This window comes from Cochlodiniinecator piscidefendens, from assembly GCF_011326755.1.
In the GTDB taxonomy this organism is placed as follows: Bacteria; Pseudomonadota; Alphaproteobacteria; order Rhodobacterales; family Rhodobacteraceae; genus Cochlodiniinecator; species Cochlodiniinecator piscidefendens.
On sequence record NZ_JAAOIE010000005.1, the window covers coordinates 210,844 to 233,654 of the forward strand.

The following is a 22,811-nucleotide window of genomic DNA, read 5'->3' on the forward strand; positions in this document are numbered from 1 at the left end:
GGGTATGGAATGGCGTGACGAAGGGGTTTTGCTGTCGGTGCGCAAGCATGGCGAAACTTCGGTTATTATTGATGTGCTAACGGCGTCCCATGGACGGCACGCAGGTGTCGTGCGTGGCGGGGTTAGCCGTAAAATGACCCCGATACTACAACCCGGTTCGCAGTTGGATTTGATCTGGCGGGCGCGGCTGTCGGACCATTTGGGCAGTTTTACCGTCGAACCCATTCGCAGCCGGACTGCTGGTGTCATGAATGATCGGCTTGCGCTTGCTGGGTTGAATGCAATTGCCGCATTGGTGCGTTTTGCTTTGCCCGAACGCGAAGCTCATCCAGGATTGTTTCAAGGTACCGTGACGTTACTGGACTTGCTCAGTGTCACGGATGCCTGGCCTCTTGCCTATCTAAGGTGGGAGCTGGCGTTGCTCGACGAGCTGGGGTTTGGGTTGGATCTTTCACGTTGCGCTGTTACCGGCAGTTTTGATGATCTGGCCTATGTTTCCCCGCGGACAGGCCGTGCCGTGAGCCAGCAGGGTGCCGGGGAGTGGGCCGATCGTTTGCTGCCGCTGCCTTTGTGCCTGCTCGGGCAGGGGGATGCCTCTGACCGTGAAATTGTCGATGGGCTGAGCACCACCGGTCATTTCTTGGCTGGGCAGTTGGCGCACTCGGTTGGCAAGCAACTCCCAGCGGCACGTGATCGGTTGATCGATTTATTGGCGCGTCAGGGCTGAAGCTCAAAGGTCATTTGCACACCGGCTTCGTTTGTTAAGATTAGAATACGCCCCGAAACTTCTACGATGCTCATAGATTGCAAAAGTTCAAAAAACTCGCTCTCCGCTTCAATTTCTGGACAAAGCGCGCGTGTCGACGCGATGCTTTCTATTGAAATCCAGGGATAGGGCGCGCTTTGCTCAGCTGTGAAGCTGTTGCAAGGCGCTCTTCCAACGACATGTCCCTCTGTGGGAAAGGCAATCGTTGCGGAGTTTAGGTAGGCTTCCCCATCCAGTGATGAAAGAGACCAAGTCGCGGTTGTGTCGATGTAGCCAGAAACGGTTTCATCTGCTCTACAGGCTGCTACCATCAGAACGCCGAGCAAGATCAAAGATTTGCAGTGACAAGACAAGTTCAGCATTTAGTGCTCCTACTGTGCGTCATGAAACTCTGGACGAAATCAGAATCTGCGATAATCTGATCTTAGTTTAATAAAAGGAGTTTGAAATGCAGAAGCTATTAATCGGTGCAATGGTTTTAGGTTTAAATGCGGGCGTTGGTCACGCGCAGCAGGTGCAAGTATACACGCAGGCGCACACGGTGCAAATTCACTCTGGGGTTCGACTACATCCCACGACCCAGCAAGAATTTGATCAACAGTTTCGCAAATCGAATTACTTTGGGGCGTTTGTGATTTCCGCGAACGGTGCCTACGGTTGGAGTAAAGGTTATCTAACCGAAGATGCTGCGGTTTATCAGGCCACGCAAACCTGCGAGAATTACCGTCAGCCGCACGAGGCCGAATGTACACTCTACGCGACGTTGATTCCTGTCGGATATCAGGACATGGCCGGTCAAACGCTTAGCTATGAGGCGACAGAGGATTTTTTTGAAATTCGCGATACCACCGAAGGGGCAGCAGCATTCGTTGTTTCTGATGCCGGCGTTTGGGGCTGGTCGTCAGGGTATGACACAGAATTTGAAGCGATTTCGGGGGCCTTTAATTCATGTGTTGATGAGGCGGCATTGGATGCAGAGTTGGATACTGTACAATTTCCCTGCCATCTGGTCTGGACGCGCCCATAACTGAGTTGGGCTAAACATCAGATGTGTTTAGCCCGATATTTTTAATCTAGCAGGCGGCGTGCGATTACTTGGGCTTGGATTTCAGCGGCCCCTTCAAAGATGTTCAAAATACGCGCATCACAAAGAATTCGGCTAATGCCATATTCAAGTGCAAAGCCATTGCCGCCGTGAATTTGCAGGCCGTTATCCGCTGCAGCCCACGCTACACGTGCACCCAGAAGTTTAGCCATCCCTGCCTCTAGATCGCAGCGTTTATCATGATCTTTTTGCCAAGCTGAATGGTAGGTCAATTGACGCGCGACCATGATTTCGACCGCCATCATGGCGAGTTTGCCCGCGACACGTGGAAAGCTGATCAAGGATTTACCAAATTGCTTTCGATCAATGGCGTATTGCATCCCGACCTCTAGCGCGGATTGGGCTACACCAATTGCACGGGCCGCGGTTTGAATGCGTGCACTCTCGAAGGTTTGCATAAGCTGCTTAAACCCTTGACCTTCTTCACCGCCCAATAGGTTTTCACCTTGGACTTTAAAACCGTCAAAGGCCAATTCGTATTCCTTCATACCGCGATATCCGAGAACTTCGATTTCGCCACCGGTCATGCCCTCGGTAGGGAACGGAACATTATCGTCGCCTGGCGTCTTTTCGGCCAAGAACATGGATAGGCCCTTGTAGTTGCTCGTATCGGGATCTGTCCGGGCCAGCAAGGTCATCACATGTGTGCGGGCGGCGTGTGTGATCCAGGTTTTGTTTCCTGTTACCTCATAATCGTCGCCACTTTTTACAGCACGCGTGCGCAGTGAGCCAAGGTCAGAACCTGTGTTCGGTTCGGTGAATACGGCTGTAGGTAAAATCTCAGCAGAGGCTATTTTCGGGAGCCACTGCTCTTTTTGTTCTTGGGTCCCGCCACATAGAATAAGCTCTGCCGCGATCTCGGAACGCGTCCCAAGAGACCCGACACCGATATAGCCACGAGACAATTCTTCTGACACGACAACCATCGATGCTTTTGAGAGCCCAAAGCCGCCCAATTCTTCTGGGATCGTTAGGCCAAAGACGCCAAGCTCTGCCAACCCGTCGATGATATCCATCGGGATCAGTTCGTCTTTCAGATGCCATTCATGGGCAAAGGGAACAACTTTTTCATCGGCAAACCGGCGGAATTGATCGCGGATCATTTCCAGTTCATCATCGAGCCCTGATTTCCCGAAGGTTGCGTTACCCTGTTGTTCTTGCATCAGTTCAACGAGGCGTAGGCGTGCGGCGGGCGTATTGGCGTTGTCACAAAGTTGCTCTTCGATACCACTTGCGAATTCTGAAATGTCAGCGCGGGAAAGACCTAAATCACTTGGGCGGGCGATCTCGCCTTGGCTCATGGGGATGCCGCCGATCATTTGTTGGAGATATTCTCCAAAAGCGATCTGATGGATCAGCTGTTCGATTTCGCCAAAGTTACCATCACTGCTTAGGCGCTCTGCCCAAGATTGCATTTGACGGAGCGATTCGACGTAGGTCGCGAACCATGACAATGCATGTGCAGCATGTTGGTGCTGCTCAAGCAGGGTACCCGAAACGCGATCACCTGAAATTACCAGAGATCTAATGCTATTTTTTGCTTTGTTTAGAAAGGTTTCTGCCGGGGCAATTGCCGCGCTTGTTGCGTGTAATAGATCGGCGATTACAGTATCAGTCATGGCGATTTGTCCGTCGTGTGGCATGGAATGACTCCTCAGGATTGTTGCGTTCTGAATATTCCCTTTGCAGCTGCAGCGCAACTTAAATACGAATACGTGCCTGTATTCGAACAAAAATGTCTTTCGTGACGGCGCGCGGAGAACGGCGTATAGAAGATACCGGAGGCCTATATGTTTGAGCTTATTTCCCAATTTCCCCTTTCTTTCTGGCTGGTTACAACCGGCGTTGCGTTGACAGCTGGTGTCGTGAAGGGGGCGGTGGGGTTTGGGATGCCTATGATTATGATTGTGGGGATCAGTAGTGTGGCATCGGTTGAGGTGGCTTTGGCGTTGTTGATTGTGCCGACGGTTGCCACGAATTTGGTGCAGGCTTTGCGGGGGGGATTGCAGGCTGCGTGGCGGGCGATGGTGTCGTTTCGGGTGTTTTTGATCGTGGGGGCGGTGTGTTTGGTGAGCAGTGCGCAGTTGGTTGCGGTGTTGCCCACGCATATTTTGTTTTTGATGATCGGTGTTCCGGTTTGCCTTTTTGCGGGGCTGCAATTGGTGGGATTTGAATTTCAGGTCGCGCCAGAGCGGCGGCAGAGATTTCAATTCATGGCGGCAAGCGTTGCAGGATTTATCGGTGGAATTTCAGGTGTTTGGGGGCCGCCGACGGTAGCGTACCTGACGGCGGTGAACACAGAAAAAGAGGAACAAATCCGCATTCAAGGCGTGGTCTATGGGTTGGGGGCTGTGCTGCTTTTTATGGCGCATTTGAAATCGGGGGTGGTGAACATGGGGACGTTTCCACTGTCGATATTGATGCTGATCCCCGCCGGAATTGGGATGGGCATCGGGTTTTGGGTGCAGGGGCGCATTGACCAAAAAACATTTAAAAAAGCAACGCTGATCGTGCTGATCATCGCGGGTCTAAACCTGCTGCGCCGGGGGATGTTGGGGGGCTGATTTTTGCCGCCCAAAGCCAATCGTTAACGTAAAATCGACAATGCACAAAGTGTATGACAATCGTATGCTTTTTGTATGTATTTTATGCATACGATTTGCAGACGCGGATTTGTGTTAAGGATTTTGAGTACATGTTTTTGTTGTGTTGGTTGAATGTCTGCTCGCAATGGTTGAAAGGGCCTTTTTTTTAAGGCATGTTTTTCTGGTCAGAATTTCGGCAATTTCAATTGAGGCTTCAGAATGTCATTTCAAGAGCAAATTCAAAACGTCGCGGTCAGAGTAGGCCAAGCAATAACTCAAGCGCAAACAGAGGAGGCAACTAAAACGTCGGTGATCATGCCGTTAATTCAGGCATTGGGGTTCGATGTTTTTGATTTAAACCAAGTCGTGCCCGAATACACCGCAGATGTTGGCATAAAAAAGGGTGAAAAAGTTGACTTTGCCTTGATGATAGACGGTCAGGTTGTTTTCCTGATTGAGGCTAAACCGATTTCGAACAATTTGGGTAAGCTCCAGCATAGCCAACTGTATCGGTACTTCGGTGTTACTAGCGCTCGGATTGCTATTTTGACCAACGGTAAGGAGGTTTGGTTCTATACAGATATGGAAGAGCGAAACAGGATGGATAGTCGTCCATTCTTTAAATTTGATTTTACCAATTACACCGCGGAGGATGTCGAAGAGCTTGGTAGAATGCGTCGGCAAGATTTCGATTTAGAGAGTGTATTGGATGCTGCATCCAGCATGAAAATGGTTGGGGTCATTTCAAAATACTTGCGTTCTCAACTCGATAATCCGGACGAAGATTTTGTTCGCTTCATTGGCAGACAGGTGCATGAGGGAACTTTAACAAAAGGGATCGTTGAGCAACTGACGCCAGCCGTTGAGCAAGCGTTTGGGGCCGTCGTGAGAGATTATATCCAAGAACGCCTGGATATTTCGCTTCCGGTACGTGTGCGAAGCGAAGAAGGGGACGTAGGTTCAGAGGAGATAAATACGCAGGAAAAAGCACGTGACGATGGTGTTGTGACTACTGATGAAGAAGTCGATGCCTATCTAATCGTAAAAGCCATTTGTGCAAAGCAAACGGATGTTACACGGATTGTTATGCGAGATACCAAATCTTACTGTGGTATATTGTTCGATGATAATAATCGCCATCCTATCTGCCGATTGCATTTCAATTCAAAAACAACAAAATATATCGAAATATTCGATGTAAATAAGGTCGGTACCAAGCATCGTATTGAGACACTGTCGGACATTTATGGGCTGAGCGAGCCAATCGAAGTTGTTGTCCAACACTACCAAGGCTGAGTTAAGCCCGTGCCGCGTACGGGCAGCGCCCGATCCGCCCCATGGGCGGGCGCTTTGCTTTTGCCTCGGACCGGGCGCTGCCCTTTGGTTGGTAGGGGGTGGGGTTGTCAAGTTAGCCAGACATGAAAAAAGCCCCGGCGCGTGACCGGGGCTTTGGTGTTTTTATTTGCTGGGCGTTTAGCCGATTGCGACGGCTTTGACGTCGTCGTCGATGTAGGCTTCGTATTGGGCGAAGTTCTCAGCGAACATTGAGACCAATTTGGCGGCCTGACGGTCATAGCTTTCGGGATTGTCCCAAGTGCGGCGTGGGTTCAGCAGCAGATCAGCAACGCCGGGCACATGCACAGGCACGTCAAAGCCGAAGTTTGCGTCTTTGCGGAACTCAACGTCAGCAAGGGTGCCGTCGAGCGCTGCGGTCAGCAGGGCGCGTGTTGCGCGGATTGGCATACGGGAGCCAGTGCCGTGTGCGCCGCCGGTCCAGCCGGTGTTGACCAGCCAACAGGTCGCGCCATGCGCTGCGATTTTATCGCGGAGCAGGTTGCCGTAGGCTTCGGGGCGGCGTGGCATGAAGGGGGCGCCAAAGCAGGTTGAGAATGTTGGCTCTGGCTCTGTTACGCCGCGCTCTGTGCCAGCAACCTTTGAGGTGAAGCCAGAGAGGAAGTGATACATCGCCTGTGCCGGGGTCAAACGTGCGATGGGGGGCAAAACGCCAAAGGCATCGCAGGTCAACATGATGATGTTTTTCGGATGCCCACCAAGTGCTGAGTCTGACGCGTTGGAAATATAGTGCAGCGGGTAGGCGGCACGCATATTAGCGGTCAGGCTGTCATCGTCGAAATCAAGCTCCAGGGTCTCTTTGTCAAACACCATGTTTTCGATCACGGTGCCGAATTTAGAGGTGGTGGCGTAGATTTCTGGTTCAGCCTCAGCAGAGAGGTTGATGGTTTTGGCGTAGCATCCGCCTTCGAAGTTGAAGGTGCCTTTGTCAGACCAGCCGTGTTCATCGTCACCGATCAGTGTGCGGGATGGATCAGCGGACAGGGTGGTTTTACCAGTGCCGGACAGGCCGAAGAAAACGGCGGTGTCAACAGGGTTGCCGATTGCGTGGTTGGCGGAGCAGTGCATCGCCATCACGCCTTTGCCCGGCAGGATGTAGTTCAACAGGGAGAAGACAGATTTTTTGTTTTCGCCTGCGTATTCGGTGCCACCAATGAGGATCAGCTTTTTCTCAAAGTTGAGAGCGATCACTGTTTCAGAGCGACAGCCGTGTTTGGCGGGGTCGGCTTTGAAGGTGGGGCAGTTGATGACGGTGAATTCTGGTTCGAATTCGTCCAGTTCTTCGCGGTCGGGACGGCGGAGCATGGTGCGGATGAAAAGACCGTGCCAGGCAAGCTCTGTCACCATACGCACGTCTAGACGGTGTTCTGGGTCAGCGCCGCCAAACAAATCCTGTACGTAATAGTCGCCACCCTTCATGTGTTCTAGCATGTCGGCGTAAAGGACGTCGAATGCGTCAGGCGCCATTGGGGTGTTATTTTCCCACCAAATGCTATCCTCAACGCTTGGCGTGCGGACCACAAATTTGTCCTTAGGGGAGCGACCGGTGTGTTTGCCGGTGGAGCACAAAAAAGCCCCGCCTTTACCGAGCGTGCCTTCGCCGCGTTTTAGGGCTGCCTCTACGAGGGCAGGCTCCATGAGGTTGTAATAGACATTACCAAGACCGTTGATACCTTGATCTTCCAGTCGGCGTTCGGGGTTGACCCGTCCTGTCATCTTCAAACTCCTGTGGCCAGCCCGTGGCGGCCTTTGTCTCTTAAATACTTTCGGCATCGGGTCTTCCCGGTGCTGATCAAACCAGAGCCGATTTGATGTCGCTCTCTTAACATGGGGTTTCAGAGAAACAACAGGTTGGTTTTGCCCAGTTAGCGCAATCAAATGAAGTTAGCGCAATCATCGGCTGTATACAGCTGGATTCCGTGGGGTGCTAGGCTTGGGTGAGGCAAATTAGCCATATAGTTACGGTTAATATGTTGAATTGTAGCCACTTACCCCCGGTGATTCGCGTTTGCGGTTGATTCCTGAGTGCAGACATCGGAGAATGTGACAAAAATTAGGCAAATAATAATCAGAGCAGAATAAGGACAATCCTAATGTCGAAAATCGCGCTAGTGGATGATGACAGGAACATCCTGACCTCCGTTTCCATGACCCTTGAGGCCGAGGGATTCGAGGTTGAAACATATAATGATGGGCAATCTGCCCTAGACGCATTTAATCGTAAATTGCCAGATATGGCCGTGTTGGATATCAAAATGCCCCGCATGGATGGCATGGATTTGCTACAGCGTTTACGCCAGAAAACCAAAATGCCAGTCATTTTCCTAACATCAAAAGATGACGAAATTGACGAGGTGCTTGGCCTGAGAATGGGTGCGGATGACTATGTGAAAAAACCATTTTCACAGCGGTTGTTGGTGGAACGCATTCGCGCGCTTCTGCGTCGGCAAGAAGCGATTGCAACAGATGAAGTTGCGGAAGTCGAAGAAGAAAAAGTGATCTCACGCGGTGAGTTGTCTATGGATCCATTGCGCCATGCGGTGACATGGAAGGGTATGGATGTTTCGCTGACTGTGACAGAGTTTTTGTTGCTTCAGGCGCTGGCGCAGCGACCCGGTTTTGTGAAAAGCCGAGATCAGCTGATGGATGTGGCCTATGATGATCAGGTTTACGTCGATGACCGTACGATCGACAGCCATATTAAACGTTTGCGTAAAAAGATGCGAAATGTAGATAGTGACTTCTCTGCGATTGAGACACTTTATGGTATTGGTTACAGGTACAACGAAGAGTGACGCTGACAACGGGGTTCAATTTGTCTGGCCAAAGTTCAACACATAATGCGGATGTCGTCCTAGGCGAAGACTGGGTCGGCCCAGAAAGCACGGCCGACAAAGAGACCCGTGATCGACGGGAACGGCGCGGATTTATCCTGCTGAACCGGTCGCCATTGGCGCGTAAAATTATCACATTTAATTTGCTGGCACTGATCTTTTTGGTCGTGGGGGTCCTGTTTCTGAACCCTTTCCGCGATTCATTGGTGTATCAACGCGAAGCTGGATTGGTCGTTGAGGCCGAACTGGTTGCCGATGTTTTCGAAAGCGTTTTGGCGGTAAGCGAAAGTGATGCGCTTGTTGATCCTGATACTGTTCTTCAGGGTCTTGATCTTCCGGCGGGGGTTGAGGCGTTTGTCTTTGATCCCGCTGAAGAGGTCGTCGCGACAAAGGTTGGGACGCTTAATCCAATTGAATCTGGTTTGACCGGGGCGGATCGCACCGGCCGCAGCACATTGATTACTGATTTTCTAAATCGCATTTGGTTGGGATTGTCGGGTCTACTGGGTGTTGCCGATGACGGTATAAGCCTAACCTCCGAAGAACGTGCGCGCGCGTTGGCCATGGAAGCGATGGCGGGTGATACGCAGGTCAATACAATCCGAGCCGAAGACAGCGGTATGAGCTTTAGCGTTGCGTCGCCGATTGTCGTGGATGGGAATACCGTTGGTGTCGTTGCGCTGGTGTCTGCGGCGGGTGAAATCGACCAGCTGGTGCGTCAAGAACGTGAACAAGTGCTACAAATGTTTGTGGTGGCGATTTTGGTGTCGATCGGGCTGAGCCTTGTTCTCGCGTCAATCATTGCCAATCCGGTGTCTGATTTGGCCGCGGCGGCGGAACTGGGTCGTGATCGCAATGCCCGGAAAATGAGCCCGGGTCGCGTGCGAATACCGGATTTGACGGCACGTCCTGATGAAATCGGGCGTCTGTCGGGTGCGTTGCGTGGGATGGTGGCTGCGCTGTATGATCGTATTGATGCAAATGAACAATTTGCAGCGGACGTGGCGCATGAAATTAAAAACCCTTTGGCGTCGCTTGGGTCGGCTGTGGGTACTTTGCGTGTTGCGAAACGTGATGATCAACGGGAAAAGCTGCTGCAGGTGATCGAACATGACGTGCGCCGGCTTGACCGTTTGGTAAGCGATATTTCCAATGCGTCCCGGTTGGATAGCGAGTTGGTCAAAGAGGAAGAAGAGACCTTTAACCTCATTAAAATGCTGGGCAATATTGTTGAGTATCTGGGCGAAGAGGCTAAATCCAAAGGGGTCGAATTCATCTCTGACGTGCCTAGCGATACAATTTTGGTGCAGGGGTTAGAGCCGCGGTTGGCGCAGGTTTTCGTGAATTTGATCACCAATGCGATTTCATTCTGCGAAGATGGGGACGCGATCCGTGTTTGGGTTCGGCAACGTGAAAATCGGGTATTGGTGGTGGTCGAAGATACCGGCCCAGGGATCCCTAATCAGGCACTGACCAAAGTGTTTAACCGGTTCTATTCAGAACGCCCAGAGGGTCAGTTTGGCAATAACTCCGGTCTTGGGCTCGCGATTTCTAAACAGATCGTTGAGGCGCATGGTGGGGTGATTTGGGCGGAAAACATTCGCCCAACAGATATGGACGCAACATCGGAGCCATTGGGCGCGCGGTTTGTGGTCGGGTTGCCGATATAAATATGAGCGAAAGACCGAAGCAAAATGAAAAAAGACCGTCCTTCGAGAAGGGCGGTCTTTTTGATGAAAGCACGGTGCTTCATGCGACAACGGTGTCTGTTGAAGGGGCTGGGCTGTTGATCCGAGGGCCCTCGGGCAGCGGAAAGTCTGGTTTGGCATTGCAGTTGCTTGGGTACGGTGCTGAATTGGTTGCGGATGACCGGACTGAGGTCGGTCGATTGGGCGGACGGTTGATTGCGCGTTGTCCGGAAACCCTAACTGGGCTGATCGAAGCGCGCGGCGTGGGGATATTGCGAGCAGTGACAGCAGGGCCTGTTGATTTGCGATGGGTTGTTGATCTTGAGACTGTCGAAAAGGACCGCTTGCCGCATCCGCGAGAATGCCGCATTTTAGGGGTCCGATTGCCTTTGCTTGCCAAGGTCAATGCAGATTATTTTGCAGCGGCGTTACTGCAACTTGTTAAACATGGACGACATGCCTGATGCTTGACCCATCCTCACAAACGGATGCAAACCAACGGATTATTCTCATCACTGGGCCTTCGGGCGCGGGACGATCAACTGCGATCAACACGTTTGAGGACATGGGGTTTGAAACCATCGACAACTTGCCGCTGACGTTGTTGCCGCGATTGTTGGATGGTCCACCGGCAAAACGACCAATGGCATTGGGCATCGATGTGCGAAACCGGGATTTTAGCACCAATGCGCTCGTTGATATGATTGGCGAACTGAGTGAAAGTCAGGGTGTTTCATTAGAAGTCCTGTTTTTAGATTGTCGGTTAGATGTACTGATGCGGCGGTATTCAGAGACCCGCAGGCGTCATCCTTTGGCCCCCGAAGAAACTCCAAAAACAGGAATTGAGCGAGAATTTGATTTGCTTGTTCCGATCCGGGCGCGCTCAAACGTATTGATTGATACGTCAGAAATGACTCCACATGATTTGCGCGCTGAGATTGGCCGCCAATTTGGCGGAACAACGGGGCAGCGCCTGGCGGTGACGGTTCAGTCTTTTTCCTATAAACGCGGCATCCCACGTGGCGTTGACATGATCTTTGACGTGAGGTTTCTGCGAAACCCCTATTGGAAGGCAGAGCTTCGCCGTTTAAATGGGCAGGATAAAGCTGTGGCGGATTATGTTTCTACAGATAAACGATTTCCGGCATTTTTCGAAAAAGTGTCAGATTTGTCTAAAATGTTGCTTCCGGCCTATATGGATGAGGGAAAAGCGCATTTTTCGATTGGGTTTGGTTGTACGGGCGGGCAACATAGGTCTGTGACGTTAGCCATCGCATTGGCACGGGATTTGGCGCAAGCGGGGTGGCTTGTTTCTGTGCGGCACCGAGAATTGGAACGAGGGGGCCTGGTGCAGCCCCAGCAAGCGGAGTGATAACGCGTGATCGGAATAGTGATCGTTGCGCATGGGGGGCTCGCCAATGAGTTTTTGGCAGCCGTTGAGCATGTTGTCGGCAAGCAAGAAGGTATAAGCGCGGTTGCGATCGAATACGATCACGACCGGGCCCACAAACGAAACGAAATTTGCGCCGCGGCAGATGCGGTGGACACAGGCGACGGTGTCGTCGTGGTAACAGACATGTTTGGTGGGTCTCCGTCAAATCTGTCGCTACCTGCCTGTCAGTGCGCCAATCGCAAGGTCTTATATGGTGCAAATTTGCCTATGTTGGTTAAATTGGCCAAAAGCCGGGCAAGATCAGTTGAAGAGGCCACCGCAGCGGCCTTACAAGCTGGGCGGAAATACATTAACAGTTGCGACGGACCTTTGGGTTAGGAAGACCGATATGGCGCTTAAAACGCTTGATATAATTAATGAGAAGGGCTTGCATGCGCGGGCTTCGGCGAAATTTGTCGAGGTGGTCGAGCAATTCAACGCAAGTGCTGATATTACCCGCGAAGGCATGGATGCATCTGGTGATTCAATCATGGGATTGCTGATGCTTGCTGCATCGCGCGGGACATCTATCGAGGTCGAAACCAAAGGGGATCAAGCCGACGAGCTGATGGCAGCTTTAGAAGCTTTGATTGCGGATCGTTTCGGCGAAGGCATATGATGCGCTTAGGCCGTGCGACACTCACAATGGCGAAGACCGGATAAAACGTGGTAGATAATACACAACCCAATGAACAGATCGGCGAAGAAACCTATGATCATGGGCGGCTGTCCTATGCCAATACGTTTAGCAACCCGTGGAAGGCCAACACCATTCGTCTGATCGAATGGACGACGGGTAAGATTAAACTGCTTCAGTTGATCCGTAAGTTTGAACGCCAAGGTGCGCCTGTGGGGCAGACATTCTGGCCACAAGGGCTGGAAATCATGGGTATTGATTTGCTCACCCCTGAAGAACAGGTTTTAAATATCCCAAAAACAGGTCCGGTTGTTGTGGTGGCGAACCACCCGCACGGGTTGGTCGATGGGATGGTTCTGGCCGAATTGATTGGCCGTATTCGGACTGATTATAAAATCCTGACACGCAGTTTGTTAACGGGCGTACCTGAGATTGCAGAATTTATGATTCCGGTGGCCTTTCCACACGAAGCGGATGCGGTGCAGAAGAACCTTGAGATGCGCCGTGATTCCATGGCCCATTTGAAAAAGGGTGGGGTGATTGTATTGTTCCCTGCGGGCGCTGTGGCAGCGACGGAAACCATGTTTGGCGAAGCGATTGAACGGGACTGGAATCCATTTACTGCGAAGATGATTAAACGTTCGGGCGCGACCGTCGTGCCGATCTATTTTCCGGGTAAGAATTCGCGGGCGTATCATATTGCGGATAAAGTATCAGCAACGCTTCGGCAGGGGCTGTTGTTGCATGAGGTACGTCGTTCACTCAACAAACCTCAAAACCCGGTTATTGGTGAGGCTATTACACCAGATGAAATGGGTGATATGGTTGATAAACCGCGCGAGTTTATGGCGTGGCTTCGTGATAAAACGCTCGCATTGAAAAACCGCTAAGTTTTCTCAGTTACCATATCGGAGCGACGCATTATCGCGTCGGTACAGGTGTTTCACCGCGGTAATCATAAAAGCCACGCTGTGTTTTGCGGCCGAGCCAACCTGCTTCGACATATTTGGTGAGCAGCGGACAGGGACGGTATTTGGTGTCTGCAAGGCCCTCATGCAGTACGTTCATAATCGCCAGACATGTGTCCAGCCCAATAAAATCTGCCAGTTCAAGCGGCCCCATTGGGTGGTTCGCCCCAAGTTTGAGGGATTCATCAATGGATTTGACCGATCCGACGCCTTCATAGAGGGTATAGACGGCTTCGTTGATCATCGGCATCAGAATGCGATTAACGATAAAGGCCGGGAAGTCTTCGGCGCTGGCAGCGGTTTTGCCCAGACGTTCAACAACGGCCAAGCAGGCCTTGAACGTGGGTTCATCAGTAGCAATCCCACGGATGAGTTCAACAAGCTGCATGATGGGTACGGGGTTCATAAAATGGAAGCCCATGAAGCGCTCGGGCCGATCCGTGCGGGAGGCAAGCCGTGTTATCGAAATCGAAGAAGTGTTAGAGGTCAAAATCGTTGTTGGTTTGAGGTGAGGCAAAAGCGCGTCGAAGATTGAGTTTTTAACATCTTCGCGTTCCGTTGCGGCCTCGATCACCAAATCGGTTTGACCTACGTCAGACAAGTCTAAGGTAGTGGTAATGCGTGCGAATGCTGTTTCGGCCTCAACAGCCGAGATTTTTTCGCGACTTACCTGACGATCAAGGTTCTTTTTTATCAGGGCAACAGCGTTATCTAAGCCTTCTTGCGAAATATCATTCAAGATCACATCATAACCAGCCAACGCGCAAACATGTGCAATCCCATTGCCCATTTGCCCTGCACCAACGATTCCGATCGATTGAATTTCCATTGGGCTTCCTTTCGCCATTCGTGCGCAGCTTATGCTGCACTGCCGCAAAGACGCAAGAGGGGCGATTGAAAAACCGAAGTTTCGAAAAATTTCATCAAATTCCTGATTTAGGAACTTAGAAACCTCCGGCAGGTTAACTGGGCTTGGGTGAGTCTAAATTAGGATATGGGGGTATCATGACATATGAACACCACGGCGAAAGCCTGTTGGACTATAGTCCGTGCCAATATGGGCGGTCAAAAATGTTGTTTCGTGGCCCGAAACGTAAAACACGAGGGAACTATCTGTCCTTTTTAGGTGGGTCTGAGATTTATGGTAAATTTATTGAAAACCCATTAATCAATCAGGTTGAACGACAGATGCGTATGCCCGCGTTAAATTTCGGATGTGTCAATGCAGGAGTCGATGCCTTTCTGGGGGATCCTGAGGTGATGCGTTATTGCCGAGGGGCCAAGGTGACAGTGATTCAGATCACTGGGGCACAAAACATTTCGAACCGGTATTATACTGTGCATCCGCGCCGCAATGACCGGTTCTTGGCGCCAACGAATTTGATGCAATCAGTGTTTCGTGAAGTGGATTTTACAGAGTTTCATTTCACACGCCATTTGTTGACGGCGCTGAAAACACGTGCATCTGATCGGTTTAACCTCGTTCAGGCAGAGTTACGCGAAACGTGGCTGGCACGTATGCAATTACTGTTGGATCAGATTACTGGTGTGAAGGTTTTATTGTGGTTGGCCAATCATGCTCCGGAGCAAGATCACGTTCGGCAGGGTTTAGGAGATGATCCTTTGTTTGTGGATCGGGCGATGATTGACGTATTGCGGCCATCGGTGAATTCATACGTGGAAGTCATCCCAAGTGCCTCTGCGCGTGAACGTGGGACGGAGGGGATGGTCTTTTCGCCGTTGGAAGAACCAGCCGCGCGTAACATGATGTCGGTCGGGGCACATCGAGAAACAGCGCAGATGCTCGCGCCGGTGATCAAAGAGCTTCTTTAAAGCGCGGGTCAGAACGCAAAAGGCCCGCTGTTGTATACAGCGGGCCTTTTGTATTTTTGGGTTCGTAAGAGTTAGCCGAGTTTTTCGGTAAGCTCTGGAACAGCGTCAAACAGGTCAGCAACGAGACCGAAGTCAGCAACCTGGAAGATTGGTGCTTCTTCGTCTTTGTTGATTGCAACGATGATTTTTGAATCCTTCATGCCAGCCAAGTGCTGGATCGCGCCGGAAATACCAACCGCAACATAAAGGTCAGGTGCAACAACTTTACCAGTTTGGCCAACTTGCCAATCGTTCGGTGCATAACCTGAGTCAACAGCCGCACGCGACGCGCCAACAGCCGCGCCAAGTTTGTCTGCAAGTGTTTCGATCAAAGCAAAGCTTTCTTCGGAACCAACACCGCGACCACCAGAAACAACAACACCAGCAGAGGTGAGTTCTGGACGGTCAGACGCAGCAACTTTGTCTTCAACCCATTCGGAGAGCGCTGGATCAGCAGCAGCACCAATGGTTTCAACAGAAGCTGAACCGTCTTCGCCTGCAGCGTCAAATGTAGATGTCCGGAAAGACACAACTTTTTTGCTGTCAGATGATTTAACGGTTTGGATCGCGTTGCCCGCGTAGATTGGGCGTTCAAACGTGTTGCCGTCTACGACGCCAGAAACGTCAGAGATGACCATTACGTCGAGCAATGCCGCTACACGTGGAAGAACGTTTTTCGCGTCAGTGGTTGCCGGGGCTACGATGTGTTCATAGTCGCCAGCCAAAGATGCGATCAACGCTGCAGTTGGTTCCGCAAGGCGGTGGCCCAAAGAGGCGTCTTCGGCAACGAGTACCTTTGACACGCCTTCGATTTTTGCAGCAGCTTCGCCAGCGGCGGCAGCATTTGCGCCTGCACAAAGTGCAGTTACGTCGCCGAGTTTGGCCGCAGCTGTTACAGCTTTTGCGGTCGCGTCGAGCGCCAATTCACCATCGGTGACTTCTGCGAGAAGAAGAACAGCCATTATACAGCCCCCGCTTCTTTGAGTTTCTCTACCAGCTCGTCAACAGAGCCAACTTTGATGCCGGCAGCGCGTGCTTCTGGTTCAGTTGTGCCAACGATTTCGAGACGTGGAGTTACGTCAACGCCGTAGTCAGCTGCTGTTTTCTCATCAAGCGGCTTTTTCTTCGCTTTCATGATGTTTGGCAGAGACGCATAGCGTGGTTCGTTCAAGCGCAAATCAACAGTGATGATCGCAGGCATTTTGACTTTGATCGTCTGAAGGCCGCCGTCAACTTCGCGTGTTACTGTCGCGCTGTCGCCGTCTACGTCGAGTTCTGACGCAAAGGTACCTTGTGACCAACCCAACAGAGCAGACAACATCTGACCGGTTGCGTTCATGTCGTTGTCGATGGCCTGTTTACCAGCAAGAACGATGCCTGGTTGCTCTTCGTCAACGATGGCTTTGAGGATCTTCGCAACTGCAAGAGGTTCGATGTCTGTGTGAACATCATCCGCAGCAATGACGAGAATCGCACGATCTGCACCCATAGCAAGCGCTGTGCGCAATGTTTCTTGGGATTGCTTAACGCCGATGGACACTGCGACGACTTCGTCAGCTTTGCCAGCTTCGCGAAGGCGGATCGCCTGTTCAACAGCGATTTCGTCGAATGGGTTCATCGACATTTTGACGTTGGCGAGATCAACACCGCTTCCGTCCGCTTTCACACGAACTTTCACGTTATAGTCAATCACGCGCTTAACAGGCACAAGTACCTTCATGGGCGTGGGTCTCCTCACAAAATGGTCCCGAACGGGACCGTGTTCCAAGCTCTCGCGACGTTGTTAGCGAAACGCGAGAGAGGAAAACAGACTAAAATCGACGAACTGCGGCTTTGTGACGTCGGGTTTGAGATATTTTGCGAAATGACTGTGCTAACGGTTGGCCCCGGGGACCCACAGAACATCGCTTTCACCATTATTATTGGCGATGCGGGAAGCCACAAAGAACCAATCAGACAAACGATTGAGGAATTTCACCGCCGCTGGGTTAACTGATTCCAACTCGGACAGCTCAACCGCGAGCCGCTCTGCGCGACGTGAAACCGTGCGGCACATGTGTAAATGTGCGGCAAGGGCCGACCCGCCGGGTAAAATAAAGCTGCGCAACGGGGTCAGTAATGCGTTCATTTCGTCGATTTCAGCTTCGAGCCGATCGACTTGTGACGCTGCAAGACGCAAAGGCGGGTATTCGGCTGTAGCATCATTTTCCATATCTGGACGGCAGAGGTCTGCACCAAGATCGAAAAGGTCGTTTTGAATAGCCGCCAAGCGAGTACTCAATTTGTCGCTTGCATGGAGGCGAGCCAAGCCAACGGTTGCATTGGTTTCATCAACAGTTCCATATGCTGTGACACGCATGGAGTGCTTGGCGACGCGTTCCCCATTGCCCAGGGCGGTTTGACCCTTGTCGCCAGTGCGTGTGTAGATTTTATTTAGTACAACCATTTAGTTGCCCCCATTTCGTAGTGCAATAAAGAGAAGAATCAAAATCACAGCAACAGCCTGCGCACCTACACGATACCGCATGAGCTTATTGGCGTATTTACGATTGAATTCGCCACCTTGACCAAAGGCACCAATGCCTATCATCAAAATAACCAACACAACTAAGATTGAGATGGCAACGAGAATAAAGAGGGGATCTTGCAGCATGACAGGTCCTTTCTGCGGGCCGCTGTGATGTAGGGCTTTTGCCGGAAAATGCGAAGAGGCAAAACTGTCGCGTTAGCTCTTTAGTAAAATCCAGTCTAACATGCGCGTAGGCAAAAGGCGACGCAGCACACCCATAAGGTAAGTCGGAGTTGTCACATAATAGCGGGCTTTGGGGCGCTTGGATTCGAGAGCATGGATAAGCTTTTTCGTGACAGCACTGGCTGGTAGTTCAAAAGAATCAGGTTTGTCAGTGGCTTCGTATAAGCGGGGGATAAGGCCGGTTTCGTAAGTGTTGCGGACAGGCGAATTTTCCCAATCAATCCATTTTTCAAAGTGTGGGCGGGCATTTGCGCGAATTTCTGATGTAATTGGACCGGGTTCGATTAGAATAATATCCAGAGGTGTCTTAGCCAGTTCAATTCGCATGACGTCGGTTAGGCCTTCCATGGCAAATTTTGTGGAAACGTAAGCGCCCCGAAAGCGTAATCCAACAAGCCCAAGAACAGAGGAACAATTGATAATACGTCCGTGGCCTTGGGCGCGCATTGTAGGAATCAGGCGGCGTGTGAGTTCGTGATAGCCAAACAGATTGGTTTCAAAAATCTCGCGCAGCGCATCACGCGGGAGGTCTTCGACTGCGCCGGGAACAGCATAAGCCCCATTGTTATAGAGCGCGTCCAACGTGCCGCCTGTGCGCGACAGTGTTTCAGCAACGGCGTCTTCGATGCTGTTGTCATCTGCATAATCCAAAACAAAGCTTTCGAGCCCTTCTGAACGCAGCTGCACACAGTCTTTTTCTTGGCGGCAGGTTGCAAACACTCGCCAGCCGCGATTGTGCAGCGCGTGTGCCGCATCGTAACCGATTCCTGAGGAACACCCAGTGATCAGGATAGTTTTCTTCGCCATTTTTCTGCCTCGCGCGTTTTACGGCGACGCTAGGCGAGTTTGGTGAAAGGATCAATCTTAAGGCTGGTTTGCACTCAGGTAACGCCGGGACATGTAGCCTTCTTGACCGTTTGAAAGAACCTGTAAATGGGCCCAATTTCCATTAAAACCAATGACATTGACGGCTTCGCCTCTGGTTAGCGAGTCAACGACACGATTCTGTGTGGACGGGCCCGAGCGCATGTTAACCCTTTCGCCCGTTACATACCAATTACCCGTGCGTTCCAGTAATACGTCTTCAGGGGCGTCTGTGGTGGTGATCTGAATAAGATGGGGCGTATTTGTTCGCGCTGGGCGCAGGGTTGGCGCAATGATTGCGGCGGTTTGGGTTTCGGTCGTTTCTGACGTGGTGTTGTTTTCAACGGGATTAATAACTTCGGTCACCTGAGGTTGCGCGGCAACGGCTTGCTCTGGTTCTTGGCCATAGACCATTAAAATAGCTGTAAGTGCAAAAATAAGTACTGCAGTTAATCGGATCATAATATCGTCCCCCCTTAATTGAGGAAGGTGATACCGCGCCACGTAAGTCGCAGTCAGGGGGAATGATTTGTATTTGTCCCCCTATGGCTTTACCTCGGCGCGACGCGCGGCTACAGATTTACCTATGACAGACGTGCAAGACGACCAAATTCCCGATGAGAACGAAACTTCAGAACCGCTACGCCGTGCGATTGGTGAGCGCTACCTGACCTATGCGCTTTCGACGATTATGCACCGGGCTTTGCCCGATGCGCGCGATGGCCTTAAGCCGGTGCATCGGCGAATCCTGTATGCCATGCGGGAACTTAAACTGAACAGCACGGGAGGATTTCGTAAATCCGCAAAGATTTCCGGTGACGTGATGGGCAACTATCACCCGCATGGGGATGCTGCGATTTATGATGCGATGGCGCGATTGGCTCAGGATTTCGCGGTGCGTTATCCTTTGGTCGATGGGCAGGGGAATTTCGGCAATATCGACGGTGATAACCCGGCTGCGAGTCGATATACTGAGGCCCGGATGACGGCTGCCGCTGAAGCGTTGCTTGAGGGGTTATCAGAAAACGCTGTAGATTTCCGCGAAAATTACGATGGCACCCTTTCGGAGCCCGTTGTTTTACCAGCCTCATTTCCGAACCTGTTGGCGAACGGATCCACAGGAATCGCGGTTGGCATGGCGACCAATATTCCACCGCATAATGTGGCCGAACTGTGCGAAGCTTGTCTTCATATGGTGAAGACCCCGGATATGCGTGAAGAAACGCTGCTAAATTATATTCCAGGTCCGGATTTTCCGACTGGCGGCATCATTGTTGAACCACGCGAATCTATCGTTGAAACCTATCGTACAGGCCGTGGATCATTTCGTTTGCGGTGCAAATGGAATGTTGAAGATTTGGGCCGCGGCGTCTGGCAGATTGTTGTCACTGAAATTCCGTATCAGGTGCAAAAATCAAAACTCATCGAAAAAATTGCTGAGCTGATTCAAACAAAAAAAATCCCTATTCTTGGGGATATTCGCGATGAGTCTGCTGACGATATTCGGTTAGTGATCGAACCAAAATCAAAGAACGTACAGCCCGAAGTTTTGATGAATACGCTGTTTCGCCAAAGTGACCTTGAGGTTCGCTTTAGCCTGAATATGAACGTGTTGATTGACGGGCTGACCCCGAAAGTGTGCTCTTTGAAAGAAGTGCTGCGAGCCTTTTTGGATCACCGTCGTGAAGTATTGCAGCGGCGTAGCCAGCATCGATTGGAAAAGATCGACCATCGGTTAGAGGTGCTCGAGGGGTATATCGTTGCCTTCCTCAATTTGGATCGCGTGATCGAAATTATCCGCTTTGAAGACGAGCCGCGGGCGATGCTTATGGCCGAGTTTGAGCTGACTGAGGTTCAGGCTGAAGCTATCTTAAACATGCGGTTGCGGTCTTTGCGTAAACTCGAAGAGCTAGAGTTGAAGCGTGAACACGAAGCGTTGCTGTTGGAGCGGGAAGGGCTTGCCGAGCTATTGGCAAGCGAAGACCTGCAATGGGCGCGGATCAGCGAACAGCTGCGCGAAACAAAAAAGAAATTTGGCAAAGATTACGCAGGCGGTGCCCGCCGCACAGAATTCGAAGATGCGGTTGAAATCGAAGACGTGCCGATTGAAGCGATGATCGAACGAGAGCCAATCACGGTGGTCTGTTCCAAAATGGGATGGGTGCGCGCGATGAAGGGGCATATCGCGTTGGATCAGGAGCTGAAATTCAAAGATGGCGACGAGGGCCGGTTTGTGTTTCATGCCGAAACCACGGATCGTTTGCTGGTGTTGGGCACCAATGGGCGGTTTTACACTGTCGGCGCATCGACCTTACCCGGCGGGCGTGGCATGGGGGAGCCATTGCGTTTGATGGTTGATCTGCCAAACGAATGCGAAATTGTTGAGTTCTTTATCCACGAGCCTGGGCGTAAACTGCTGGTGGCATCATCTGCGGGCGATGGTTTTGTTGCCACTGAGGACGAAATCCTTGCGCAGACACGCAGCGGGAAGCAGGTTTTGAATGTACGCGGGGATGTGCAGGCCTTGGTATGTAAACCGATTTCTGGCGATCACGTGGCGTGTGTAGGCGAAAATCGTAAGGTCTTGGTCTTCCCAGTCGATGAATTACCCGAAATGGGACGAGGCAAAGGGGTGCGGCTTCAGAAGTATAAAGATGGCGGCCTATCTGACGCGGCCACGTTTAATCTGGAAGCAGGCCTAAGCTGGAAAGACCCAGCTGGGCGTACACGTACAGAAACTGAACTCAGTGATTGGTTGGGAAAACGCGCGGGGACAGGCCGCATGGCACCACGTGGTTTCCCGCGTGATAACAAATTCAACTAGATGTAATTTGACCAGTCGCATCCCCTAAAGGTGCATGGCGCATTCGACAAAAGGGGACAAGCTGATTGCTTACAATCAGCTTGTCTGGCGCGCATAACTGTATCTCTCAGAACATAGAAACGGTTGAGAATTGCCGAGCCGAGTATGCGCGATTGCGTGTCATAGGGGCTTAGGTTATCCAAATTAGGAATTACAAAGGATACGTCTATGTCAGTGTTGCAGACTTTGCGTTTGGGTTTTGTTTTTCCGCTTGTCGCGATGTTGGCGGCATGTGCGGGGGGGCAGGCCACGTTAGAGGAAGAGCCGGTTCCTTTGGGTGACTTTTTGTTAGGGCATAATATTGTGCTTGCAGAAAATGCGCAGATGGCCCCGATTTCACGGCGTGCTGAGCCTGAAGAGTGGGTCGAAGCATTGATGCTGGCTATGGATGAACGATTTGGCCGTTATGATGGGGATCACTATTATAATATTGGCATAAGTGTTGATGGATTTGCTCTTGCGCCTCCTGGGTTGCCAGTTATCGCATCTCCCAAATCTGTGCTGATTATCACGGTCACGGTTTGGGATGACGAAACCCAAGAAAAGTTAAACGAAGAAGTGAAACAGCTGACAGTCTTTGAAACTTTGGACGGGAATTCTATTATCGGAACGGGTTTGACAAAAAGCCGCGAAGAACAATTACAGACTTTAGCACAGAATGCTGCATTTGCTATTCAGAACTGGATGGTAGAAAATCCACAGTGGTTTGGGATCGTAAGCTCATCGTCTTTAGAAGCTGATGCTGCCGAAGAACTTCCCGATGAAGAAGCCGAAGCCTTGCCCTTGGTTGAGCCGCCAGAAGAGGCATAGGATGTGCCCGGAAATGCACACCCATAACAAAATTTACTAATCTCCCTTTTATAGGGGGAGAAGATTGCAAGTCGTGCTTGATTTTTCTTGCCGATTCCCGTAACGCGTGCGCCATGTTGATCGGGCCAATTCGGCCCCCAAAGGACGAGGCGCCTGTATCATGGCTAAGGAAAAGTTTGAGCGGTCGAAGCCGCATTGTAACATTGGTACTATCGGTCACGTTGACCACGGTAAGACCACATTGACAGCTGCGATCACAAAGCAGTTTGGCGATTTCAAAGC

Annotated in this window: 25 protein-coding genes; 15 read left to right on the forward strand and 10 right to left on the reverse strand. The window is 51.3% G+C overall.

Annotated elements, in window-relative coordinates:
- Nucleotides 1-4: 4 nt before the first annotated feature.
- Nucleotides 5-727, forward strand: coding sequence for a DNA repair protein RecO (recO, locus tag G9C99_RS14425; protein ID WP_166418214.1), 723 nt, complete (start codon nucleotides 5-7; stop codon nucleotides 725-727).
- On the opposite strand, the gene G9C99_RS14430 is transcribed toward recO, so the two are convergent.
- A complete protein-coding gene (locus tag G9C99_RS14430) occupies nucleotides 718-1,128 on the reverse strand; it encodes an META domain-containing protein (RefSeq protein WP_166418215.1) in 411 nt (136 codons plus the stop codon). The genes recO and G9C99_RS14430 overlap by 10 nt on opposite strands.
- Before the next feature lie 86 nt (nucleotides 1,129-1,214).
- On the opposite strand from G9C99_RS14430, the gene G9C99_RS14435 reads away from it, so the two are divergent.
- Complete coding sequence (locus G9C99_RS14435) at nucleotides 1,215-1,793, forward strand: DUF4189 domain-containing protein (protein WP_166418216.1); 579 nt, start codon at nucleotides 1,215-1,217, stop codon at nucleotides 1,791-1,793.
- 41 nt (nucleotides 1,794-1,834) lie between these two features.
- Here the strand turns inward: G9C99_RS14435 and G9C99_RS14440 are convergent, their stop codons facing one another.
- On the reverse strand, nucleotides 1,835-3,514 hold the full coding sequence (locus G9C99_RS14440) for an acyl-CoA dehydrogenase family protein (RefSeq protein ID WP_166418217.1): 1,680 nt from the start codon (nucleotides 3,512-3,514) through the stop codon (nucleotides 1,835-1,837).
- A gap of 147 nt (nucleotides 3,515-3,661) precedes the next feature.
- Between G9C99_RS14440 and G9C99_RS14445 the strand changes: the two genes are divergently transcribed.
- Both G9C99_RS14445 and G9C99_RS14450 read left to right on the forward strand, forming a co-directional pair.
- Nucleotides 3,662-4,435, forward strand: coding sequence for a sulfite exporter TauE/SafE family protein (locus tag G9C99_RS14445; protein WP_166418218.1), 774 nt, complete (start codon nucleotides 3,662-3,664; stop codon nucleotides 4,433-4,435).
- 240 nt (nucleotides 4,436-4,675) lie between these two features.
- Entirely contained in the window at nucleotides 4,676-5,752 is a 1,077-nt protein-coding gene (locus G9C99_RS14450; protein ID WP_166418219.1) for a type I restriction endonuclease, read from the forward strand.
- 177 nt (nucleotides 5,753-5,929) lie between these two features.
- Here the strand turns inward: G9C99_RS14450 and G9C99_RS14455 are convergent, their stop codons facing one another.
- Nucleotides 5,930-7,525 (reverse strand): phosphoenolpyruvate carboxykinase, encoded by a 1,596-nt coding sequence (locus G9C99_RS14455; protein WP_166418220.1) that lies wholly within the window; start codon nucleotides 7,523-7,525, stop codon nucleotides 5,930-5,932.
- Nucleotides 7,526-7,902: 377 nt separating this feature from the next.
- Here G9C99_RS14455 and G9C99_RS14460 point away from each other — a divergent pair, with 377 nt between their 5' ends.
- The 7 genes from G9C99_RS14460 to G9C99_RS14490 all read left to right on the forward strand — a co-directional run bounded on the left by G9C99_RS14460 (nucleotide 7,903) and on the right by G9C99_RS14490 (nucleotide 13,290).
- Nucleotides 7,903-8,604 carry a response regulator transcription factor gene (locus G9C99_RS14460; RefSeq protein WP_166418221.1) on the forward strand — a complete coding sequence of 234 codons (702 nt, stop codon included), beginning with the start codon at nucleotides 7,903-7,905 and terminating at the stop codon, nucleotides 8,602-8,604.
- Nucleotides 8,601-10,313: a sensor N-terminal transmembrane domain-containing protein gene (locus G9C99_RS14465; RefSeq protein WP_166418222.1), complete on the forward strand. Its 1,713-nt coding sequence runs from the start codon at nucleotides 8,601-8,603 to the stop codon at nucleotides 10,311-10,313. The genes G9C99_RS14460 and G9C99_RS14465 overlap by 4 nt, the downstream gene beginning before the upstream one ends.
- Before the next feature lie 74 nt (nucleotides 10,314-10,387).
- Nucleotides 10,388-10,795: an HPr kinase/phosphorylase gene (locus G9C99_RS14470; RefSeq protein ID WP_331460009.1), complete on the forward strand. Its 408-nt coding sequence runs from the start codon at nucleotides 10,388-10,390 to the stop codon at nucleotides 10,793-10,795.
- The gene (gene rapZ, locus G9C99_RS14475; protein WP_166418224.1) at nucleotides 10,795-11,703 is read left to right on the forward strand and encodes an RNase adapter RapZ; all 909 of its coding nucleotides are present in this window, start codon (nucleotides 10,795-10,797) and stop codon (nucleotides 11,701-11,703) included. Before G9C99_RS14470 ends, rapZ begins: the two co-directional genes overlap by 1 nt.
- A 6-nt stretch (nucleotides 11,704-11,709) precedes the next feature.
- Nucleotides 11,710-12,102, forward strand: a complete 393-nt coding sequence (locus tag G9C99_RS14480) for a PTS sugar transporter subunit IIA (RefSeq protein ID WP_166418225.1) — start codon at nucleotides 11,710-11,712, stop codon at nucleotides 12,100-12,102.
- Nucleotides 12,103-12,112: 10 nt separating this feature from the next.
- Nucleotides 12,113-12,382: an HPr family phosphocarrier protein gene (locus G9C99_RS14485; RefSeq protein ID WP_166418226.1), complete on the forward strand. Its 270-nt coding sequence runs from the start codon at nucleotides 12,113-12,115 to the stop codon at nucleotides 12,380-12,382.
- A gap of 47 nt (nucleotides 12,383-12,429) precedes the next feature.
- Entirely contained in the window at nucleotides 12,430-13,290 is an 861-nt protein-coding gene (locus G9C99_RS14490) for a lysophospholipid acyltransferase family protein (RefSeq protein WP_166418227.1), read from the forward strand.
- Nucleotides 13,291-13,321: 31 nt separating this feature from the next.
- Here the strand turns inward: G9C99_RS14490 and G9C99_RS14495 are convergent, their stop codons facing one another.
- Nucleotides 13,322-14,197, reverse strand: a complete 876-nt coding sequence (locus tag G9C99_RS14495; RefSeq protein ID WP_166418228.1) for a 3-hydroxybutyryl-CoA dehydrogenase — start codon at nucleotides 14,195-14,197, stop codon at nucleotides 13,322-13,324.
- 176 nt (nucleotides 14,198-14,373) lie between these two features.
- Between G9C99_RS14495 and G9C99_RS14500 the strand changes: the two genes are divergently transcribed.
- Entirely contained in the window at nucleotides 14,374-15,201 is an 828-nt protein-coding gene (locus G9C99_RS14500; protein ID WP_166418229.1) for a DUF6473 family protein, read from the forward strand.
- 71 nt (nucleotides 15,202-15,272) lie between these two features.
- Here G9C99_RS14500 and G9C99_RS14505 read toward each other — a convergent pair whose 3' ends face one another.
- The 6 genes from G9C99_RS14505 to G9C99_RS14530 all read right to left on the reverse strand — a co-directional run bounded on the left by G9C99_RS14505 (nucleotide 15,273) and on the right by G9C99_RS14530 (nucleotide 19,318).
- A complete protein-coding gene (locus G9C99_RS14505) occupies nucleotides 15,273-16,202 on the reverse strand; it encodes an electron transfer flavoprotein subunit alpha/FixB family protein (RefSeq protein WP_166418230.1) in 930 nt (309 codons plus the stop codon).
- Entirely contained in the window at nucleotides 16,202-16,960 is a 759-nt protein-coding gene (locus G9C99_RS14510; protein WP_166418231.1) for an electron transfer flavoprotein subunit beta/FixA family protein, read from the reverse strand. The genes G9C99_RS14505 and G9C99_RS14510 overlap by 1 nt, the downstream gene beginning before the upstream one ends.
- Nucleotides 16,961-17,113: 153 nt before the next feature.
- Nucleotides 17,114-17,686, reverse strand: a complete 573-nt coding sequence (locus tag G9C99_RS14515) for a cob(I)yrinic acid a,c-diamide adenosyltransferase (RefSeq protein WP_166418232.1) — start codon at nucleotides 17,684-17,686, stop codon at nucleotides 17,114-17,116.
- Nucleotides 17,687-17,893, reverse strand: coding sequence for a twin transmembrane helix small protein (locus G9C99_RS14520; protein ID WP_166418233.1), 207 nt, complete (start codon nucleotides 17,891-17,893; stop codon nucleotides 17,687-17,689).
- Between the two features lie 72 nt (nucleotides 17,894-17,965).
- Nucleotides 17,966-18,799, reverse strand: a complete 834-nt coding sequence (locus G9C99_RS14525) for an SDR family NAD(P)-dependent oxidoreductase (RefSeq protein ID WP_166418234.1) — start codon at nucleotides 18,797-18,799, stop codon at nucleotides 17,966-17,968.
- A gap of 57 nt (nucleotides 18,800-18,856) precedes the next feature.
- Nucleotides 18,857-19,318, reverse strand: a complete 462-nt coding sequence (locus G9C99_RS14530) for an SH3 domain-containing protein (RefSeq protein ID WP_166418235.1) — start codon at nucleotides 19,316-19,318, stop codon at nucleotides 18,857-18,859.
- A gap of 124 nt (nucleotides 19,319-19,442) precedes the next feature.
- Here G9C99_RS14530 and parC point away from each other — a divergent pair, with 124 nt between their 5' ends.
- The 3 genes from parC to G9C99_RS14545 form a co-directional block, all read left to right on the forward strand.
- Nucleotides 19,443-21,680, forward strand: coding sequence for a DNA topoisomerase IV subunit A (gene parC, locus G9C99_RS14535; RefSeq protein ID WP_166418251.1), 2,238 nt, complete (start codon nucleotides 19,443-19,445; stop codon nucleotides 21,678-21,680).
- A gap of 207 nt (nucleotides 21,681-21,887) precedes the next feature.
- Nucleotides 21,888-22,529 carry a hypothetical protein gene (locus G9C99_RS14540; RefSeq protein WP_205859865.1) on the forward strand — a complete coding sequence of 214 codons (642 nt, stop codon included), beginning with the start codon at nucleotides 21,888-21,890 and terminating at the stop codon, nucleotides 22,527-22,529.
- A gap of 160 nt (nucleotides 22,530-22,689) precedes the next feature.
- On the forward strand, nucleotides 22,690-22,811 hold a 122-nt coding region (locus G9C99_RS14545; protein WP_231704078.1), incomplete at its 3' end, for a GTP-binding protein.

Bases quoted from the DNA above. Each gene is read 5' to 3' on its own strand.
- recO (WP_166418214.1), top strand. From the start codon at position 5: ATGGAATGGCGTGACGAAGGGGTTTTGCTGTCGGTGCGCAAGCATGGC.
- G9C99_RS14430 (WP_166418215.1), bottom strand. From the start codon at position 1,128: ATGCTGAACTTGTCTTGTCACTGCAAATCTTTGATCTTGCTCGGCGTT.
- G9C99_RS14435 (WP_166418216.1), top strand. From the start codon at position 1,215: ATGCAGAAGCTATTAATCGGTGCAATGGTTTTAGGTTTAAATGCGGGC.
- G9C99_RS14440 (WP_166418217.1), bottom strand. From the start codon at position 3,514: ATGCCACACGACGGACAAATCGCCATGACTGATACTGTAATCGCCGAT.
- G9C99_RS14445 (WP_166418218.1), top strand. From the start codon at position 3,662: ATGTTTGAGCTTATTTCCCAATTTCCCCTTTCTTTCTGGCTGGTTACA.
- G9C99_RS14450 (WP_166418219.1), top strand. From the start codon at position 4,676: ATGTCATTTCAAGAGCAAATTCAAAACGTCGCGGTCAGAGTAGGCCAA.
- G9C99_RS14455 (WP_166418220.1), bottom strand. From the start codon at position 7,525: ATGACAGGACGGGTCAACCCCGAACGCCGACTGGAAGATCAAGGTATC.
- G9C99_RS14460 (WP_166418221.1), top strand. From the start codon at position 7,903: ATGTCGAAAATCGCGCTAGTGGATGATGACAGGAACATCCTGACCTCC.
- rapZ (WP_166418224.1), top strand. From the start codon at position 10,795: ATGCTTGACCCATCCTCACAAACGGATGCAAACCAACGGATTATTCTC.
- G9C99_RS14485 (WP_166418226.1), top strand. From the start codon at position 12,113: ATGGCGCTTAAAACGCTTGATATAATTAATGAGAAGGGCTTGCATGCG.
- G9C99_RS14495 (WP_166418228.1), bottom strand. From the start codon at position 14,197: ATGGAAATTCAATCGATCGGAATCGTTGGTGCAGGGCAAATGGGCAAT.
- G9C99_RS14500 (WP_166418229.1), top strand. From the start codon at position 14,374: ATGACATATGAACACCACGGCGAAAGCCTGTTGGACTATAGTCCGTGC.
- G9C99_RS14505 (WP_166418230.1), bottom strand. From the start codon at position 16,202: ATGGCTGTTCTTCTTCTCGCAGAAGTCACCGATGGTGAATTGGCGCTC.
- G9C99_RS14510 (WP_166418231.1), bottom strand. From the start codon at position 16,960: ATGAAGGTACTTGTGCCTGTTAAGCGCGTGATTGACTATAACGTGAAA.
- G9C99_RS14515 (WP_166418232.1), bottom strand. From the start codon at position 17,686: ATGGTTGTACTAAATAAAATCTACACACGCACTGGCGACAAGGGTCAA.
- G9C99_RS14520 (WP_166418233.1), bottom strand. From the start codon at position 17,893: ATGCTGCAAGATCCCCTCTTTATTCTCGTTGCCATCTCAATCTTAGTT.
- G9C99_RS14525 (WP_166418234.1), bottom strand. From the start codon at position 18,799: ATGGCGAAGAAAACTATCCTGATCACTGGGTGTTCCTCAGGAATCGGT.
- G9C99_RS14530 (WP_166418235.1), bottom strand. From the start codon at position 19,318: ATGATCCGATTAACTGCAGTACTTATTTTTGCACTTACAGCTATTTTA.
- parC (WP_166418251.1), top strand. From the start codon at position 19,443: ATGACAGACGTGCAAGACGACCAAATTCCCGATGAGAACGAAACTTCA.
- G9C99_RS14540 (WP_205859865.1), top strand. From the start codon at position 21,888: ATGTCAGTGTTGCAGACTTTGCGTTTGGGTTTTGTTTTTCCGCTTGTC.